Source organism: Rhizobium sp. BT03 (assembly GCF_030053155.1).
Classification (GTDB): domain Bacteria; phylum Pseudomonadota; class Alphaproteobacteria; order Rhizobiales; family Rhizobiaceae; genus Rhizobium.
This window is the reverse complement of sequence record NZ_CP125643.1, coordinates 65,649-81,516: the sequence shown is the minus strand read 5'-3', so window position 1 is coordinate 81,516 and position 15,868 is coordinate 65,649. Positions and strand designations below refer to the sequence as shown.

General features: G+C 58.6%; 14 protein-coding genes and 2 pseudogenes. 12 read left to right on the top strand and 4 right to left on the bottom strand.

From position 1 onward, the window contains the following. The first annotated feature begins 12 nt into the window (after nucleotides 1–12). The 9 genes from nifE to QMO80_RS27665 all read left to right on the top strand — a co-directional run bounded on the left by nifE (nucleotide 13) and on the right by QMO80_RS27665 (nucleotide 8,387). Nucleotides 13–1,503 carry a nitrogenase iron-molybdenum cofactor biosynthesis protein NifE gene (gene nifE / locus QMO80_RS27700; RefSeq protein ID WP_012489544.1) on the top strand — a complete coding sequence of 497 codons (1,491 nt, stop codon included), beginning with the start codon at nucleotides 13–15 and terminating at the stop codon, nucleotides 1,501–1,503. A 9-nt stretch (nucleotides 1,504–1,512) separates the two neighbouring features. Beyond that, entirely contained in the window at nucleotides 1,513–2,868 is a 1,356-nt protein-coding gene (gene nifN / locus QMO80_RS27695; protein WP_012489543.1) for a nitrogenase iron-molybdenum cofactor biosynthesis protein NifN, read from the top strand. Beyond that, nucleotides 2,865–3,359, top strand: a complete 495-nt coding sequence (nifX, locus tag QMO80_RS27690) for a nitrogen fixation protein NifX (protein WP_008536565.1) — start codon at nucleotides 2,865–2,867, stop codon at nucleotides 3,357–3,359. The genes nifN and nifX overlap by 4 nt, the downstream gene beginning before the upstream one ends. 3 nt (nucleotides 3,360–3,362) lie before the next feature. After that, nucleotides 3,363–3,851: a NifX-associated nitrogen fixation protein gene (locus QMO80_RS27685; RefSeq protein WP_012489542.1), complete on the top strand. Its 489-nt coding sequence runs from the start codon at nucleotides 3,363–3,365 to the stop codon at nucleotides 3,849–3,851. Nucleotides 3,852–4,516: 665 nt separating this feature from the next. Next, entirely contained in the window at nucleotides 4,517–4,636 is a 120-nt protein-coding gene (locus QMO80_RS33070) for an IS66 family transposase zinc-finger binding domain-containing protein (protein ID WP_369685953.1), read from the top strand. Nucleotides 4,637–4,710: 74 nt separating this feature from the next. Continuing rightward, nucleotides 4,711–5,118 carry a transposase gene (locus tag QMO80_RS27680; RefSeq protein ID WP_080956205.1) on the top strand — a complete coding sequence of 136 codons (408 nt, stop codon included), beginning with the start codon at nucleotides 4,711–4,713 and terminating at the stop codon, nucleotides 5,116–5,118. Next, nucleotides 5,115–5,462 carry an IS66 family insertion sequence element accessory protein TnpB gene (gene tnpB / locus QMO80_RS27675; protein ID WP_008536653.1) on the top strand — a complete coding sequence of 116 codons (348 nt, stop codon included), beginning with the start codon at nucleotides 5,115–5,117 and terminating at the stop codon, nucleotides 5,460–5,462. Before QMO80_RS27680 ends, tnpB (QMO80_RS27675) begins: the two co-directional genes overlap by 4 nt. Before the next feature lie 45 nt (nucleotides 5,463–5,507). Further along, entirely contained in the window at nucleotides 5,508–7,163 is a 1,656-nt protein-coding gene (locus tag QMO80_RS27670; protein ID WP_016736070.1) for an IS66 family transposase, read from the top strand. Nucleotides 7,164–7,454: 291 nt separating this feature from the next. Next, a complete protein-coding gene (locus tag QMO80_RS27665; protein ID WP_012489540.1) occupies nucleotides 7,455–8,387 on the top strand; it encodes a cation diffusion facilitator family transporter in 933 nt (310 codons plus the stop codon). A gap of 130 nt (nucleotides 8,388–8,517) precedes the next feature. Here QMO80_RS27665 and QMO80_RS27660 read toward each other — a convergent pair whose 3' ends face one another. From QMO80_RS27660 to QMO80_RS27650, 4 genes are all read right to left on the bottom strand, one after another. After that, nucleotides 8,518–10,110, bottom strand: coding sequence for an IS66-like element ISRle3 family transposase (locus QMO80_RS27660; RefSeq protein ID WP_016737534.1), 1,593 nt, complete (start codon nucleotides 10,108–10,110; stop codon nucleotides 8,518–8,520). A gap of 74 nt (nucleotides 10,111–10,184) precedes the next feature. Then, entirely contained in the window at nucleotides 10,185–10,529 is a 345-nt protein-coding gene (gene tnpB, locus QMO80_RS27655; protein ID WP_003592504.1) for an IS66 family insertion sequence element accessory protein TnpB, read from the bottom strand. Nucleotides 10,530–10,620: 91 nt separating this feature from the next. Further along, nucleotides 10,621–10,779: a transposase gene (locus QMO80_RS33065; RefSeq protein ID WP_369685954.1), complete on the bottom strand. Its 159-nt coding sequence runs from the start codon at nucleotides 10,777–10,779 to the stop codon at nucleotides 10,621–10,623. A gap of 722 nt (nucleotides 10,780–11,501) precedes the next feature. Next, entirely contained in the window at nucleotides 11,502–12,230 is a 729-nt protein-coding gene (locus QMO80_RS27650) for a carbonic anhydrase (protein WP_029532496.1), read from the bottom strand. A gap of 626 nt (nucleotides 12,231–12,856) precedes the next feature. On the opposite strand from QMO80_RS27650, the pseudogene QMO80_RS27645 reads away from it, so the two are divergent. From QMO80_RS27645 to QMO80_RS27635, 3 genes and pseudogenes are all read left to right on the top strand, one after another. Beyond that, a pseudogene (locus QMO80_RS27645) lies at nucleotides 12,857–13,099 on the top strand (biotin/lipoyl-containing protein); the annotation flags it as partial. 115 nt (nucleotides 13,100–13,214) lie between these two features. Further along, nucleotides 13,215–14,588, top strand: a pseudogene (locus QMO80_RS27640) (ISNCY family transposase). A 253-nt stretch (nucleotides 14,589–14,841) separates the two neighbouring features. Further along, complete coding sequence (locus tag QMO80_RS27635; RefSeq protein WP_029531208.1) at nucleotides 14,842–15,852, top strand: IS30 family transposase; 1,011 nt, start codon at nucleotides 14,842–14,844, stop codon at nucleotides 15,850–15,852. Nucleotides 15,853–15,868 lie beyond the last annotated feature (16 nt).

The window sequence follows — 15,868 nt, the reverse complement described above, 5'->3', positions numbered from 1 at the left end:
TTGGAGACCGCAATGCCCTTGCTCAATGCTAAAGTCCAGGATGTCTTTGACGAGCCTGCCTGCGAGAAGAACCGCAGCAAGGATTCCAAGGCGCGCAAAAACGGCTGTTCGAAGCCGCTGATCCCCGGGGCGGCAGCCGGCGGATGCGCTTTCGATGGCGCCAAGATCGTGCTGCAGCCGATCACCGACGTCGCGCACCTGATCCATGGGCCTCTCGGCTGTGAGGGCAATTCCTGGGACAACCGCGGATCGGCTTCCTCAGGTCCAACGCTCTGGCGCACCAGTTTCACGACCGACCTCACTGAAACCGAAGTGGTGATGGGGCACGGCGAGCGGAAACTTTTTAAAGCAATCCGCGAGATCAAGGAGGCCTATGCTCCACCGGCGATTTTCGTCTATTCGACCTGTGTGACAGCATTGATCGGCGACGACATCGAGGCCGTCTGCAAGCGGGCCGCGGAAAAATTCGGCCTTCCGGTGGTGCCGGTCAACGCACCGGGCTTTGCCGGCTCCAAGAACCTTGGCAATAAGCTCGCCGGTGAAGCGTTGCTCGATCATGTGATCGGCAGCGTAGAGCCGAACGACGTGACCGCCTACGACATCAATATCATTGGTGAGTTCAACCTATCCGGCGAGTTTTGGCTGGTAAAGCCGCTTCTTGACCGGCTGGGGATCAGAGTAAGGGCCTGCATTCCAGGAGACGCCCGATATCTTGACATTGCTTCTGCGCATCGCGCCAAGGCGTCCATGTTGGTGTGCTCGACAGCACTCATCAACCTCGCCCGCAAAATGGAGGAGCTCTGGGATATCCCGTTCTTCGAAGGCTCCTTTTACGGAATTACCGACACCTCGGAAGCACTCAGACAGATCGCCAAGCTGCTCGTGATGCAGGGGGCGGATCCCGAAATCCTCGAGCGCACCGAGGCATTGATCGCGGAGGAGGAGGCGATTGCCTGGATGAAACTCGCAGCATATCGACCAAGGCTTGAAGGCAAGCGCGTGTTGCTCAACACCGGCGGCGTCAAGTCCTGGTCGGTTGTCCATGCGCTGATGGAGGTGGGCATCGAGATCGTGGGCACCTCGGTCAAGAAATCCACGCCTGAAGACAAGGAACGTATCAAGCAACTCCTGAAAGACGAAAAACACCTGTTCGAGTCGATGGCGCCGCGCGAGCTTTATAACATGCTCGCCGACGGTAAAGCCGACATCATGTTGTCTGGCGGGCGCACGCAATTCATCGCGCTGAAGGCCAAGACACCTTGGCTCGATATCAACCAGGAACGCCACCACCCCTATGCCGGCTATGACGGCATGGTGGAGCTCGTTCGCCAGATCGATCTTGCTATTCACAATCCGATCTGGATGGAGGTGCGGGAGCCGGCACCGTGGGAATGCCAGCATGCGGTGGAAGAAGAACTGACGAATACCAAGAGCGAGAACGAGACTGGGTACGTCTTGCAAAACTTTGTCGGCGCGGTCGCCGGCAGCTTCGGCAAGCGTTGAGGAAAGCCGATGGTTCAAGTCTTTCCCCAGACCAAATCAGCTGCGGTCAATCCGCTGAAATCGTCGCAGCCGCTCGGCGCCGCGCTCGCCTTTCTTGGCGTCGAGCGTGCCGTGCCGCTGTTCCACGGCAGCCAGGGCTGCACCAGCTTGGCGCTGGTACTTTTAGTCCGGCACTTTAAGGAAGCCATTCCCTTGCAGACAACGGCATTGGACGCAGTGGCGACCATTCTTGGCGGCGCAGGCAATCTGGAAGAGGCGATCCTAAATCTCAAGAGGCGCGCAAAACCCAAGCTGATCGGAATTTGCACGACAGCCCTGGTGGAAACCCGCGGCGAAGATTTCGCAGGCGATCTCGCCAACATCAAGCGGGATCGTGCCGATGAGCTCGCGGGTACGGAGGTTGTGCTGGCGAATACCCCGGATTTCGAGGGAGCGATCGAAGAGGGATGGGCGAAGGCCGTCATCTCTATGGTCGAGCGCATCACCACTCCAGGCGAGCAGAGCCGCCACCAAAAGAAGATTGCGATCCTACCAGGATGGCATCTGACAGTCGCTGACATCGAGCTTCTGCGCGAAACGGTCGAAAGCTTCGGTCTGAAGCCGGTGATCCTGCCGGACATTTCCGGCTCTCTCGACGGCACGGTGCCCGGCGATCGTTGGGTTCCGACCACCTATGGCGGTACTCCCGTCGACGAGATACAAGAGCTTGGCACGGCGGCGCAATGTATCGCGATCGGCGAGCATATGCGCCGCCCCGCAGAGCTACTGCGGACCCGGACGGGAGTCCCTTACGCATTGTTCCAGTCGCTGACAGGATTGAAACGAGCCGACCGGTTCGTCTCGTTTCTTTCTGAGATTTCTGGTGCGCCGGTGCCAGCAAACATCCGCCGTCGCCGAGCACAGCTGCAGGACGCCCTGCTCGACGGACATTTCCATTTCGGAGGCAAGAAAATCGCAATTGCTGTGGAGCCGGACCAGCTCTACCAATTCGCTACCTTCTTCACCGGCATGGGCGCCGAAATCGCGGCAGCGGTCACCACGACCGGCACCTCAAAAATACTCGCGGAAATGCCGGCCGAATCGCTCCAGGTCGGTGATCTTGGCGATCTCGAAGAACTTGCCGTCGGCGCTGATCTTCTCGTCACGCATTCGCATGGACGACAAGCGGCGGAGCGCCTTGGGATTCCGCTCATGCGGGTGGGCTTCCCGATATACGACCGACTCGGCAGCCAGCATAAGCTCACAAGTCTCTATCAGGGAACGCGCGACCTGATCTTCGATGTTTCCAACATCTTCCAGGCCAATCAGCGCGCGCCGTGTCCTGGATCGCTTGATCCCTCCCGCAAAGGAGAACTGCCTAGATGATCGCCGCTCGTCGCCTTTCCCTCGTCCCTGACGGGGTTCACTCGTCAGCTCCAAAACGGAAGGCTGGCGCGTTGCGCGTCGCAATCGCCACTCAAGATATGAAATCTCTCGACGCCCATTTCGGATCGGCAAAACGTTTCGTCGTCTATGATGTGAGTCCCGACGACTGGAAACTGGTGGAAGTCCTGGACTTCGAAGACGTTTCCGACCAGAGCGGAAAGCATCGGAACGAGGACGTCGATCGTATTAACCCGAAGGTGAAGGCGTTGGAAGGTTGTCACTTATTGTTCTGTCTGGCGATCGGTGGGCCATCGGCAGCCCGAGTTGTTTCGGCCAAAATCCACCCAATTAAAGTATCCGATCCTCAACTGATCGAAGATGTTTTGTCGCGAACTCGGGCGATGCTCAGGACTACTCCGCCACCCTGGTTACGCAAGGTGCTAACCGAAGCAGGCGCCATTGAAAAGAAGCCTTTCGATGAGGAGGACTAAGAAATGGGTACATTGACAGGAAGTACGGATGGCCCTGCTGTCAACGAGGATGGGGATCTCGCCACCCCTTTTCTCAGATGCCTGATAAGGCTCATTCGCGCTCAGGATGCCCATGGGGCGTGGGAAGGCAAATCGGACACTGACCTGCTGGCCGACTTCATCCTCACCAAGGAGCAGCGCCGTAAGATCCCGATCATAGGCGATCCGGATCCGTATGTGCTGTGGAGGCTACAGAACTTTTACAGTTGCGTGGGGCTTGTGATCGAAGAGTGCACAGGCCTGTTGGCATCGCCGATCATGACGATCGGCCATGAGGGCTTCGGCCGCTTGCTTTTCACGACTGGACGGTTGGTCGTTCTGTCGAAGACCCTGCGCGATGTCCACCGGTTCGGCTTTGAGACGCTAGGCAAGCTCGCCGAGACCGGCACGAAAATGGTCGATGACGCTATTGAAGTTATCGAAACCTATCCCGACGTGGCGCGGGCATCATGAAATCAATTTTCGAGGAAAGAGATCATGTCAGACATTGTGGAGCAGCTGAAGAAGGTCCGCAAGCTGCAGTCCCGCGCCGCCGCTGCCAAAATCTCAGCATTTGCAATGGCCAGAACGAGAGTTCGATGGTGAGCTCACTGGCATGATCATGGCTCTCAACCACGCGGCGGTTGCCGCCTGAAGAACTGCCAGACTCTCGTTGCCGCAGACGACATTGCTGCGCAATCTCGCGAACAAATCAGGAGAACGGTGTTGCGTTTCACAATCTTTTGCGGCCTCCTGCTGCTCGTCGTCTGGGCGAAGGCACTAACGAGTTACTTCGTCTGGCATTCCATCCACGAAGTCATCGTTGCAATGGTGGCTAGTTTGTTGCTTCTTCAGTGGGCGTATATCGCAAGCCTGCTCTTTTCCATCTGGCAATCCAGCCGTAATTACAGGAGTCGCCAAAGGGCTCGACGATCCGATCATCGCTAGACTAGAACGTGGTGTCAGCCACAGCCTATCATGAGGGCGAAAACCTCGGCGTTCTTTGGAACGCCTCTCATCAAATCAGATCCAACCATGAGTCAACGGAATTCGAACCTGCCGGATGACGTGGATGCGTCGAGAGCCCTATCGCCGCGCAAGCTCTGCAACCTCGGCCGTGCCATGATGACGTGTAACAGGTGGCCTGCTCATGCCCTATCTGTGGTGGCTCCGACTTCATTCGCGGCGGCGAGACCGTCAGCGAAGTGCTGGACTATGTTCATGCGTCCTTCCGTGTCGTGCATCATGTCCAGCCGTAAGCCCACGGTGAAGGCCGTCTTGCGATAGAGGGCTTCTGACTGCCAGTCCTAGTGGTAACACTAGGAGTAGTCATATGACGAAGCATCCAATTGAGGTGATCACGTCTGTAGAGCGCCGTCGGCGCTGGTCACGCGAAGATAAAGAGCGCCTTGTCGCTGCGTGCTTTGAGCCAGACGCGGTCATCTCCGAGATTGCCCGCGCGGCCGGCATCCATGTCAGCCAGTTGTTCCGTTGGCGCAAAGAGCTTTGCCGGATCGACGAGCCAAGGTCTGATACGGCGACTTTGGTGCCGGTGATCGTATCCGAGGCCGCTTCGACAGTCTCTCCCGTTCAACCGGAATCGCCCACCACATCCCACCCTCGTCGGAAGCGTAGCGATGTGACAATCGAGCTTGGACGGGGTCGGCGCGTGCGCGTGGATAGCGACATCGATACGGATGCCCTTGGCCGGATTCTCGATTGCGTGCTGGGGCTGCGATGATTCCGGTTCCGAGTGGCGTGAAGGTCTGGCTGGCGACAGGCCACACCGATATGCGAAAAGGCTTCCCCGGTTTGTCGTTGATGGTGCAGGAGGCGCTGAAGCGCGACCCGATGTGTGGACACCTGTTCGTATTCCGCGGCCGCGGTGGCGGTCTGATCAAGGTGATCTGGCATGACGGCCAGGGCGCTTGCCTGTTCACGAAGAAGCTGGAGCGCGGCCGCTTCATCTGGCCATCAGCGGCCGATGGCACGGTGGTGATCACGCCTGCGCAGCTCGGTTATCTGCTGGAAGGTATCGACTGGCGGATGCCGCAAAAGACCTGGCGGCCGACGTCGGCCGGATAAGCAAAAACACTGGAATGACAGGGTCGAATATGATTCCATCCTGTCATGAGCAATGCGACCGAAGAGCTTCCGGACGACCTTGCCAGTGCGCTTGCACTGCTGGCCCAGGAACGCGCTCGACGTGTCGCAGCCGAAGCAGAAGCAGCGACCGCCAAGGCAGAAGCCGCCAGCGCAAAGGCACTCGTATCGCATTCCGAGGCGCTGATCGCGCGGCTGAAGCTGGAGATCGACAAGGTTCGCCGTGCACTCTACGGCAGCCGGTCCGAGCGCAAGGCGCGGCTCCTGGAGCAGATGGAACTGCAGCTCGAGGAGTTGGAAGCGGACGCCGGTGAAGATGAACTGGCGGCGGAGATCGCAGCCAAAGCTTCAGCCGTCAAAGCCTTCGAGCGCAAGCGTCCGTCACGCAAGCCCTTTCCCGAACACCTGCCGCGTGAGCGCGTCGTAATCGCCGCTCCCACGAATTGCGCCTGTTGTGGATCGGTTAAACTGTCGAAGCTTGGTGAAGACATTACCGAGACCTTGGAAGTCATCCCGCGTCAGTGGAAGGTCATCCAGACGGTGCGGGAGAAGTTCACCTGCCGCGAGTGTGAGAAGATCACGCAGTCACCCGCACCCTTCCATGTGACACCCCGCGGTTTTGCCGGGCCGAACCTGCTGGCGATGATCCTGTTTGAGAAGTTCGCCCAGCACCAGCCGCTCAATCGCCAGAGCGAGCGCTACGCCCGCGAGGGCGTCGACCTCAGCTTGTCGACGCTGGCCGATCAGGTTGGAGCATGTGCCGCGGCGTTGAAGCCCATTCACTCCCTGATCGAGGCGCATGTCCTTGCTGCCGAACGTCTGCACGGCGACGACACGACCGTGCCGATCCTGGCCAAGGGAAAGACCGATACGGGCCGCATCTGGACCTATGTCCGGGACGATCGGCCGTTCGGAGGGCTCTCTCCGCCGGCGGCCCTTTACTATGCCTCGCGGGACCGACGGCAGGAGCATCCGGAGCGCCACCTGAAGACCTTCAACGGCATTCTGCAGGCGGACGCCTATGGCGGCTACAATCCGCTGTTCAAGGTTGATCGCGATCCAAATCCTCTAAGGCAGGCGTTTTGTTGGGCACACTCGCGGCGTAAGTTCTTCGTGCTCGCCGACATTGCCGCAAATGCCAAGCGTGGAAAGAACGCCGCGCCGATCTCGCCTATGGCGCTCGAAGCCGTCAAACGGATCGACCGCCTGTTCGATATTGAGCGCGAGATCAACGGGCTTACGGCCGATCAACGCCTGGAGCGTCGCCGGAGAGACTGTCTGCCACTCGTCGATGATCTGCAGGTCTGGCTTCAAACCGAGCGGGCAAAGCTCTCACGCAGTTCTCCGGTGGCGGAGGCGATCGACTACATGCTCAAGCGCTGGGATGGCTTCACATCATTTCTGCAGGACGGCCGGATTTGCCTGACGAATAATGCGGCAGAGCGAGCGCTCAGAGGCTTTGCGCTCGGCAGAAAATCCTGGCTCTTCGCCGGATCAGACCGCGGTGCAGATCGTGCGGCCTTCATGGCCACATTGATTATGACGGCAAAACTCAACGACATCGATCCGCAGGTGTGGCTGGCCGACGTTCTTGCCCGCATCGCTGATACGTCGATTACCAGGCTGGAGCAGTTGCTTCCGTGGAATTGGACGCCGCCGACCGTCAACGCTCAAGCGGCCTGACCTGCGGCCTTCACCGGAGCCTTACGTCCAGCCCCGCTTTACCTGCAAAGCAAAATTGGCCCTTGTTTAGATAGTCGAGGCCGCACTGCCAGAACACAGCGAGGCGATTTTGTCTTGTGGCCAGGTATGTGAAAGACGCTCATGCGAGCCCACTGGACAGGAGAGGTCAGCATTTGAATTTAAAAAGGTACCTTGATCCAAAAGTGGATGTGCTCGCTTCAGTAGCTGAATTGGATGGTCTGTACCGCGTCCAGAGGACCATAAAGAAACGTAAGTTATAAGGCTGAGCCTATGAATTTCATGAGAACGGAGCAGGGGCTTCTCTGCGTTTCAATTGCCGTTACCATCCTCCTTGCCTGCATCGGCATTTTGTTCGGGATCATTTCAGGTTCGTTCGCAATCATATTCGATGGTGTCTACGCATTGACGGACGCTGCTATGACTGTCGTAGCTCTGCTTGTTACAAAGCTCATCGCGTCATCCGAAGCGCCCTCCAGCAAAGGAAAACTTATCGAGCATTTCACGATGGGGTTCTGGCATCTTGAGCCCATAGTCTTGGCTCTCAACGGCATTCTCATAACCGGGTCGGCTGTTTACGCACTTGTCAACGCAATCGGCAGCATTTTGCATGGGGGACGTCCGCTCAACTTTAGTCAAGCGATCGTCTACTCCGTCGTAACACTCGGTGTGACAGCCACCATGGGGGTTATTGGTGATCGAGCTAATCGTAAGATCAAATCTGATTTCGTTGCCCTGGATACGAAAGCTTGGCTGATGTCCGCCGGGCTAACGATCGGGTTACTCGTCGCGTTTGCCATCGGATATTTCATTCAGGGGTCTTCTTACGAATGGATCTCGCCGTTTATTGACCCGGTCGCGCTGGCATTAATCTGCATTGTGATCATTCCCATTCCGGCGGGCACGGTTCGGCGAGCGCTCGCCGACATACTGCTTGTTACGCCATTAGATCTCAAACAACAAGTTGACGCGGTCGCCAAAACAATCATCGAACGACATGGATTCATATCCCACCGGGCTTATGTGGCCCGGGTCGGCCGAGGCCGGCAAATCGAGCTACATTTCGTTGTCTCAGAGGACCTCCCGGCGAGGAAATTGCAGGAATGGGATAAGATCCGTGACGAAATCGGGCTCGCGATTGGTAACGAGGGTCCGAGTCGTCGGCTCACCATCGCCTTTACAACCGATCCTGAGTGGGCGGATTAGGATTTTGAACCGAATTTGGAGCCCTGTATCGCAGGCATTCCATAGCGGGCGTGATCCTCGAACCGGATGCATAGCTCGGCGTTTTTTCCAGCCACCATGCGTCAATTTGTAAGCGACAAGCCGTGGCCGTTCAGGCGGCGTAGTTCCATGGCATGAGCGCGTCGATTTCACTGCTGGGCCATCCATTCGCAAGGCGCTCAAGCGTCTGGGTCAACCAAGCTTGCGGATCGACTGCATTCATCTTTGCCGTTTGCAGGAGCGTCGCGATGGTCGCCCAAGTCCGGCCGCCACCGTCGCTTCCAGCGAATAGACTATTTTTTCTCGTGATCGCTTGGGGTCTGATTGCTCGCTCGACTATGTTGGAGTCGAGTTCGATGCGGCCGTCGGTCAGGAAGCGCTCGAAGATGTCTCGACGCGAGATGGCATACCGCAGAGCTTCGGCGAGTTTGGATTTTCCAGAGACCCGTGGCAGGGTCGCCTGCCAGAGAGTGAAGAGGTCACGGACGATCGCTGCGGAGATCTCCTGGCGTGCAGCGACACGAGCTTCAGGGCTTTGGCCGCGCACACGCTCCTCGATCTCCCATAACCTCGCCATACGCTCGACGGTGTCTGTAGCGACCTTCGAGCTCTTTGCGACATGCAACTCGTAGAACTTTCTCCGGCTGTGCGACCAACAGCCGGCCAGGATGGCGCTGTCATTGCCTCCATCTTTCCGGACGAGCTTGTTATAAGCGGCATATCCGTCGACCTGCAGGATTCCACGATAGCCGCTCAGGTGTCGTGCGACACACTCGGTGGCTCGACTGTCCTCGAAGCGATAGGCTACCATCGGTGGACCGCTGCCCCCAAAAGTCCGGTCATCCCTGGCATACGCCCATAGCCATGCCGTCTTCGCTGATCCGGAACCAGGTGCAAGTGTGGGCAAGGTCGTTTCGTCGGCAAAGATCCGTTCGGCCTTCTTGATCTCATCGAGGATGTAGTCGGCGAGGATATTGAGCTCGAACCCCAGCTTGCCCATCCATTGAGCCATCAGCTTGCGGTCGAGTTCGACCTTGTCGCGTGCGTAGATGGCTTCCTGGCGATAGAGTGGCAGCCCGTCGGCATATTTGGAAACGGCGATCTGGGCCAGAAGTGCTTCCGTTGGAATGCCACCTTCGATGATATGTGCCGGAGCCGCCGCCTGGACGACACCATCCTCGTTCCTAAAGGCATACTTCGGCCGACGGGTGACGATGACACGGAACTTCGCTGCCACGACATCCAGCCGCTCGGAGACGTCTTCTCCAATCAGGATTTTGGTCTTACCTGCATGTTCTGGAAGCTCTTCCGGTTCGATCACGACCTCGACGCGCTCAAGATGAGGCGCAAAGCCCTTGCGTGGCCGCGGAGCGCGTTTGCTGTCCGCGCTACCGCGGCCTTTCGTGACCTGAGCCTTGATCGTCGCAATGCCGGTCTCGATCTCTTCGAAGACAAAGGCGTGCTGCTCGTCATCGACGGTGGATGATGCAAGCCTTTCCGAGCGTCGGCCAAATCGGGCGCGATCGAAAGCCTTCAGGATCTGCGTCAGCCGCTCGATGCGCTCATCGGCGTCCGCGTTGCGGGCCTCTAGATCGTCAACCTGCTTCTCCAAAGCCTCGACGCGGGCTGCTTTTGCGGCCATGGCAAGAACCATGGCTTTGAGAGCCTCTACATCATCCGGGAGCTCAATCTCGGGCCGCGTCATGGGTATGATCAGAGCATATTTTGCCGCGCTCCGCCCATGCTTTCAGGGACCTGATTCACTTCGCCGCAGCGGTTTTACCCAACAATCTCGGGAGGCTTCACCGGCGTGGATCGAACCCGCTTCCAGTCCATTCCGTCGACTAAAGCCAGAAGCTGGGCATGATTGAGCTGGACGCGATGATGGCCGATCCGGGGCCAGCAGAACTGGGCTTTTTCCAGCCGCTTCGCATAGAGGCAAACGCCGGAGCCATCCCACCACACGATCTTGACTCGGTCTGCTCTCTTGGCCCGAAAGACATAAAGTGCACCGTTGAACGGATCACTGCCAGCATCCCGTACCAGCGAAAGCAAGCTGTCCGGCCCCTTTCGGAAGTCGATGGGATGGCTCGCAAGAAAGACCTTCACGCCGGACGGGATCATGCCGACCGCACCGCTCGGATCACCCGCTGCAGGTGTGCTTCGCCGATATCTGCGTCGGCCCGGATAACGACGTCGCCGATGATAAGCTCGATCATCGCACGTGTGCCAATCGTCCCAGTCTCCGTCTGACCAGCCCGATTTGCGAGGAAGATCGTTGTCCGTCACGAGCATCACGACGCCAGCCAAATAGCTGCGAGGGATGTATGCCGATGCGATGCGCAATGGCTGAGACGCTTGCGCCGGGCTCCATTGCCTCAGCCACAGCCCGCGCTTTAAAATCATCGGACCAGCGGCGCCGAAATTGCCGTGGGGCGCCCTCAAGCCGTTCCGGAACAGCCTCGATCATATGGAAGTTTCTAGTTCCAGAGCTAGGCGCAGACATAGAAGCTCACAGTTTGTGAATCGTCTGTCCGCAATACAGCGGCCAACGCTACTGACGCCAGATGGGGTCAGCTTGTCGCTTACGTCAATTTCACGGTTCGTACCAATCTTCGATCAATGCGGCCAGTTTCGATGCCGTAGTTTTCCGTTATGCCTCCAGGCGCGATACTCGATTCAGCGAATAGGGTTGGCTGAACCCAGATCGCGCCTTTGCGTTCAAGCTCCACAGGCGGTTTCGCCGTCTTGATCTTGTTGAGATCCTGCCGGAGGCCGATTGTCTCGCGTTCTTTGAAACGAGCGACGCCTATGTCCTTGTACTGGCTCAGGAGGGCGCGGCCCAGCTGCCCAGGTTCCGATAGATGTCATCGCGCAGCTGTCGGACCTGTCGATTGAGCTCACCAAATTGCGCAGGCGTATGGTCGGAAATTTCCAGAAGAGCGTCGCCCAGGCAGCCAGCTCGCGACCTCAGCTCCGGCCCGCGTAACCCGCCGGGTGATGCTGCGGGCGGCAAGGGTCATCAGCGACTATGGTTCCGCGAACGCGACGAGGCGCCCGCGGATAGCCGTCGGCAACATGAAGTCGCCTCGTAGGTCAGACCTTGTGCAGAAAATCGACCACGCCGGTATCGAGATCATAATAGGCGGGCACGATCTTCACCTTGCCTTCCTCGACCAGGCGAGAAACAATCGCACTTTCGGTGAGGATGCGCTCGGCGCCGTTGAAGGCATTGGCATGGACGGTCTTGTCGACAAAATTGTCGCCGCGATCGGTCTCCGCCAAAGCCACGGGCAGGATCGGCTGGGTCATCTTGCCGATTGAGCCATCGAGCTTGGTGCCCTTGGACACGACCTCGCAGGCGGCGGAGACCGCCCCGCAACGCTTGTGGCCCATGACGACGATCAGCGGCGCATGCAGATGTTCGGTGCCATATTCGATCGTGCCGAGCACATCGGTGTCGACCACGTTTCCGGCATTGCGGGCGACGAAGAGTTCGCCGAGCGTCACCCCGCCGAATACAAGTTCCGGCACGACACGGCTGTCGGAACAGGTCAGCACGATCGCCCAAGGTGCCTGGCTCTTGGCGACGTCCTGCCGGCGCTTGGAAATATTGGCGGCGCAGGCTTCCGTGTCGGTGACGAATTTCTTGTTGCCTTCCTGGAGTTTTGCCAGTGCTTCATCCGGCAGGAGGGCGGGAGCGTTCGAGGCGAATGCCGGCATGGTCATGTCAAAGCCTGCAGTCATGACGGCCACGCCTCCGATGCCGGCAAATTTCAGCAGGGAGCGACGGCTGAGTGGGGAGGAATTGCATTCAAAGCACATGGTATCGGTCCTTTTGCAATATCCGGGATGGCTGCGGAGAAATGGCACCTGCTCCAAGTCATGTCCGGCAATTCTCCGGGAATCGGAGAATGGCCGATTGGTTATGCCTTGATATGGCACTCATCAAGCGGAATTTTGACGCATCGGAGGAGCTAAGCCAATCCTGGAGTATTGCCCCGGCCGTACGGTAGATCAACCCGGCCCTGACGGGTTCTGGCGAGGGATGCTCATGCGCGGCATATTGGGTTGCAAGGGACCCTTTGGGCGCTGCCTTCTGCTTCTTTAGTGGCTCCGCTGCCGCCGGCGGGATCGCATTCATTAACTCACTCGGGAACCTAGGAGCATTTGTGGGGCCGTTCGTTATAGGGTATCTCCGTAGTCAGCCCGGAGGTTTTTCTACAGGCCTATACGCTTTGGCAATCATGGGCCTAGCCGCGACAGTCATGTTGATTTTCCTCCTGCGCCTCCTGCGCCAAACTTGATAGAAACAACCAGATGTTCTTGTGTTTGTTGTCACGTGAGCCGAGCCGGTTAGGTGCACAACGAGATGCGGCTCGGGTCCGCGAGGAACCAACAGCAAGAGCTCGCAAAATTCCTCAGCGTCACCGGCCGCCGTCTTCGCACCCAAGGCCGAACCCGGCAATGCCGCTCATGTCGGCGCACCGATGCCGGGCGCCATCTCGCGCGTCTTTATGTCGCCCGGACAGGCGATCAATGCCGACGATGTGCTGGTGTCGACCGAAGCGATGAAGGTGGAAACGGCAATTCACGCCGAGGAGAACGGCACGATCGCCGAAGTTCTCGTCAAAGCCGGCGACCAGATCGATGCCAAGGACCTGCTTGTAACTATCGCGGCCGGTTCAGCGTAAAGTTCCATAACATGCATTATGCTATTTGGTGTTGTAGCCGCAAAGTTGAAGTGTCCTGTTTCTGCAAAGTTGGAATGTCACTCTCCCCGCGTTTGATGGCGCGGGAGACAAGCGGATGGGACTGATTGCGATGAGCGAGCGTGACCTGCAGCGGATCGAGGTTTTGTCGAAGGTTGCCGACGGGCGGATGACGATGGTGTCGGCGTCACATGTGCTTGCTCTCAGCGAGCGCCAGGTGCGGCGGCTGTTGGATCGCATCAGAACGACCGGTGCGGCATCGATCCGCCACAAGGCGATCGGCCGGCCGTCGAACAACCGGATCAGCGATGGTGTTCGCGATTATGCGGTGACGCTGGTTCGTGAACGTTATGCGGATTTCGGTCCGACGCTGGCGGCCGAGAAGCTTGCCGAGCGCGATGGATTGCGTGTGTCGCGCGAGACGTTGCGCGGCTGGATGACGCAGGCCGGATTGTGGCTGTCACGCAAGCAGCGGCGGACGTTTCATCAGCCGCGCTTGCGGCGCGAAGCCTATGGCGAGCTGGTGCAGATCGACGGGTCCGAGCATCGCTGGTTCGAGGATCGTGGAGATCCGTGCTCGCTCCTGGTGTTTGTCGACGATGCGACGGGCCGGTTGATGCAGTTGCGGTTCGTGCGCTCGGAAAGCGCCTTCAGCTATTTCGACGCACTTGAGCTTTATCTGAAGCAGCACGGGGCGCCGATCGCCTTTTATTCCGACAAGCACTCGGTCTTCCGGGTGACGAAGAAGGAGGCCAAGGGTGGTCAGGGCATGACCTAGTTCGGACGGGCACTCTCGGAGCTAAATATCGAGATTCTCTGTGCAAACTCCAGCCAGGCCAAAGGCCGTGTCGAGCGGATGAACCGGACGCTGCAGGATCGTCTGGTCAAGGAATTGCGACTGGCAGGCATCGACACCATGGAGGCAGGCAATGCGTTTCTGCCGGGCTTCATGGTGGACTACAATGGGCGGTTTGCGATTGTCCCTGCCCGATCCGATGACCTGCACCGGCCGGTAAATCTTGCACCGGATCGGTTGAAGGAGATCCTGTGCAAACGCGAGCAGCGCTATGTCGGGTCGCAGCTGACGTTTTCGTTCGAGCGTAAGCGGATCATGCTGGAGGAGAGCGACGTGACGCGCGGATTGGCCGGCCGCTATGTCGAGACCTATGCCTATGCCGATGGCCGCCTCGATGTACGATGGAAGGGACATTCCCTGCCCTACAAAACCTTCGACAAGGACCAGCGGGTGACGCATGCGGCGATCACCGAGAACAAACGGCTCGGCGACGTTCTGACTTATATCAAGGAGCGTCAGGAGCAGCCGTCGAAGCCGGTGGTGATGACCAACAGCGAGAAGAACGGCTATGTGCGACGTGCTCACGGTCCGGGGCGACGGAAGGATTTTACGAACGATCCGGCCGTCATCGAACGCCATAAAGCTGCGCTGGCAAAGCGCGATGCTGCCGAGTGAGGCGTCGATCGCATCGTCTTAAAGCTAAAGCCGATGGTGCCACAAACCCGCCCCGATCTGATCTTGCAACCCGGACCAGCCGCTCAGATCGGGGCTGGTCGGCCTGCCGTGCGGCTGCCGCCAGTGACATTTCTACTTTGCGCAACCGCGGACATTTCAACCTGACCGCCACAGGTGTTGTAGCCGGGTGGGTTCAAGGATGAAGTGCGACTTGCGATAGATACCAATGGTTATCACTCGCAAGGAATGGCTGATGAGACGCACCTACTCCCAGATCGACATGGATGAACGTCGCAGGATCGCTCGCTGGCGGGCGGCTGGCCTGAGCGCCACCGTCATTGCCGAGAAGCTCGGCCGGCACCGCTCGACGATTTTCCGCGAGCTCAAGCGGAATGCTTTTGAAGACCGGCAGATGCCGGATCTGAGCGGCTACTATTGCGTGACTGCCCAGGAGATGACGCGTGAGCGTAGAGCCAAGCTGCGCAAGCTCGCCCGGTTCTCTGATGTGCGCCAATCGGTGATCGAACGGATCATGCATGGGTGGTCGCCACAACAAATCGCCGGCCGCATGCGGCTGGAGCGCCATCCAATCTGCGTCAGTTACGAGACGATCTACAAGTTCGCCTATTCCGCAGACGGTCAGGCCATCAAACTGTGGCGGCACCTGCCGGAGCGTCGTGCGAGACGCAGACCGCGGCATGCCCGCCGGCGTCACGGTCGCCGCTTCAGCCCGGAACTCAACATCCTTCATCGTCCCGATACTGTCGCCGAGCGCAAGCAGTTCGGCCACTGGGAGTGCGATCTCATTCAGTTTCGTAAGAAGTTCGGCAAGGCCAACGTGACCTCATTGGTCGAGCGGGTCAGCCGATTTGCTGTCTTCCTGCGCAACAACGACCGGCAGTCGAAGCCGATCATGGACGGGTTGATCAAGGTGCTCCAACCCCTGCCCCGCGCTGCTCGACGCTCAATCACCTTCGACCGAGGCACTGAGTTCAGCGAATGGCCCTATCTGCAGGCTGGCATCGGAACGCAGACTTGGTTCTGCGACCCGCAGTCGCCCTGGCAGAAAGGCACGGTCGAGAACACCAATGGTCGCGTTCGCAAATGGCTTTCGAGAGAGGTGGATCCGCTGTCGATCACCGACGGCGAGCTGAAGGACATCTGCGATCGGCTCAACTCGACACCGCGGAAGTGCTTGGGCTACCGAACCCCGGCGGAGGTCTTTCGCAAGAAACTACTCGCGCAAATCCGACGTGTCGGCTAGCGTCAAACGCGCAAGT

Bases quoted from the DNA above. Each gene is read 5' to 3' on its own strand.
- nifE (WP_012489544.1), top strand. From the start codon at position 13: ATGCCCTTGCTCAATGCTAAAGTCCAGGATGTCTTTGACGAGCCTGCC.
- nifN (WP_012489543.1), top strand. From the start codon at position 1,513: ATGGTTCAAGTCTTTCCCCAGACCAAATCAGCTGCGGTCAATCCGCTG.
- nifX (WP_008536565.1), top strand. From the start codon at position 2,865: ATGATCGCCGCTCGTCGCCTTTCCCTCGTCCCTGACGGGGTTCACTCG.
- QMO80_RS27685 (WP_012489542.1), top strand. From the start codon at position 3,363: ATGGGTACATTGACAGGAAGTACGGATGGCCCTGCTGTCAACGAGGAT.
- QMO80_RS27680 (WP_080956205.1), top strand. From the start codon at position 4,711: ATGACGAAGCATCCAATTGAGGTGATCACGTCTGTAGAGCGCCGTCGG.
- tnpB (WP_008536653.1), top strand. From the start codon at position 5,115: ATGATTCCGGTTCCGAGTGGCGTGAAGGTCTGGCTGGCGACAGGCCAC.
- QMO80_RS27670 (WP_016736070.1), top strand. From the start codon at position 5,508: ATGAGCAATGCGACCGAAGAGCTTCCGGACGACCTTGCCAGTGCGCTT.
- QMO80_RS27665 (WP_012489540.1), top strand. From the start codon at position 7,455: ATGAATTTCATGAGAACGGAGCAGGGGCTTCTCTGCGTTTCAATTGCC.
- QMO80_RS27660 (WP_016737534.1), bottom strand. From the start codon at position 10,110: ATGACGCGGCCCGAGATTGAGCTCCCGGATGATGTAGAGGCTCTCAAA.
- tnpB (WP_003592504.1), bottom strand. From the start codon at position 10,529: ATGATCCCGTCCGGCGTGAAGGTCTTTCTTGCGAGCCATCCCATCGAC.
- QMO80_RS33065 (WP_369685954.1), bottom strand. From the start codon at position 10,779: ATGGAGCCCGGCGCAAGCGTCTCAGCCATTGCGCATCGCATCGGCATA.
- QMO80_RS27650 (WP_029532496.1), bottom strand. From the start codon at position 12,230: ATGTGCTTTGAATGCAATTCCTCCCCACTCAGCCGTCGCTCCCTGCTG.
- QMO80_RS27635 (WP_029531208.1), top strand. From the start codon at position 14,842: ATGAGACGCACCTACTCCCAGATCGACATGGATGAACGTCGCAGGATC.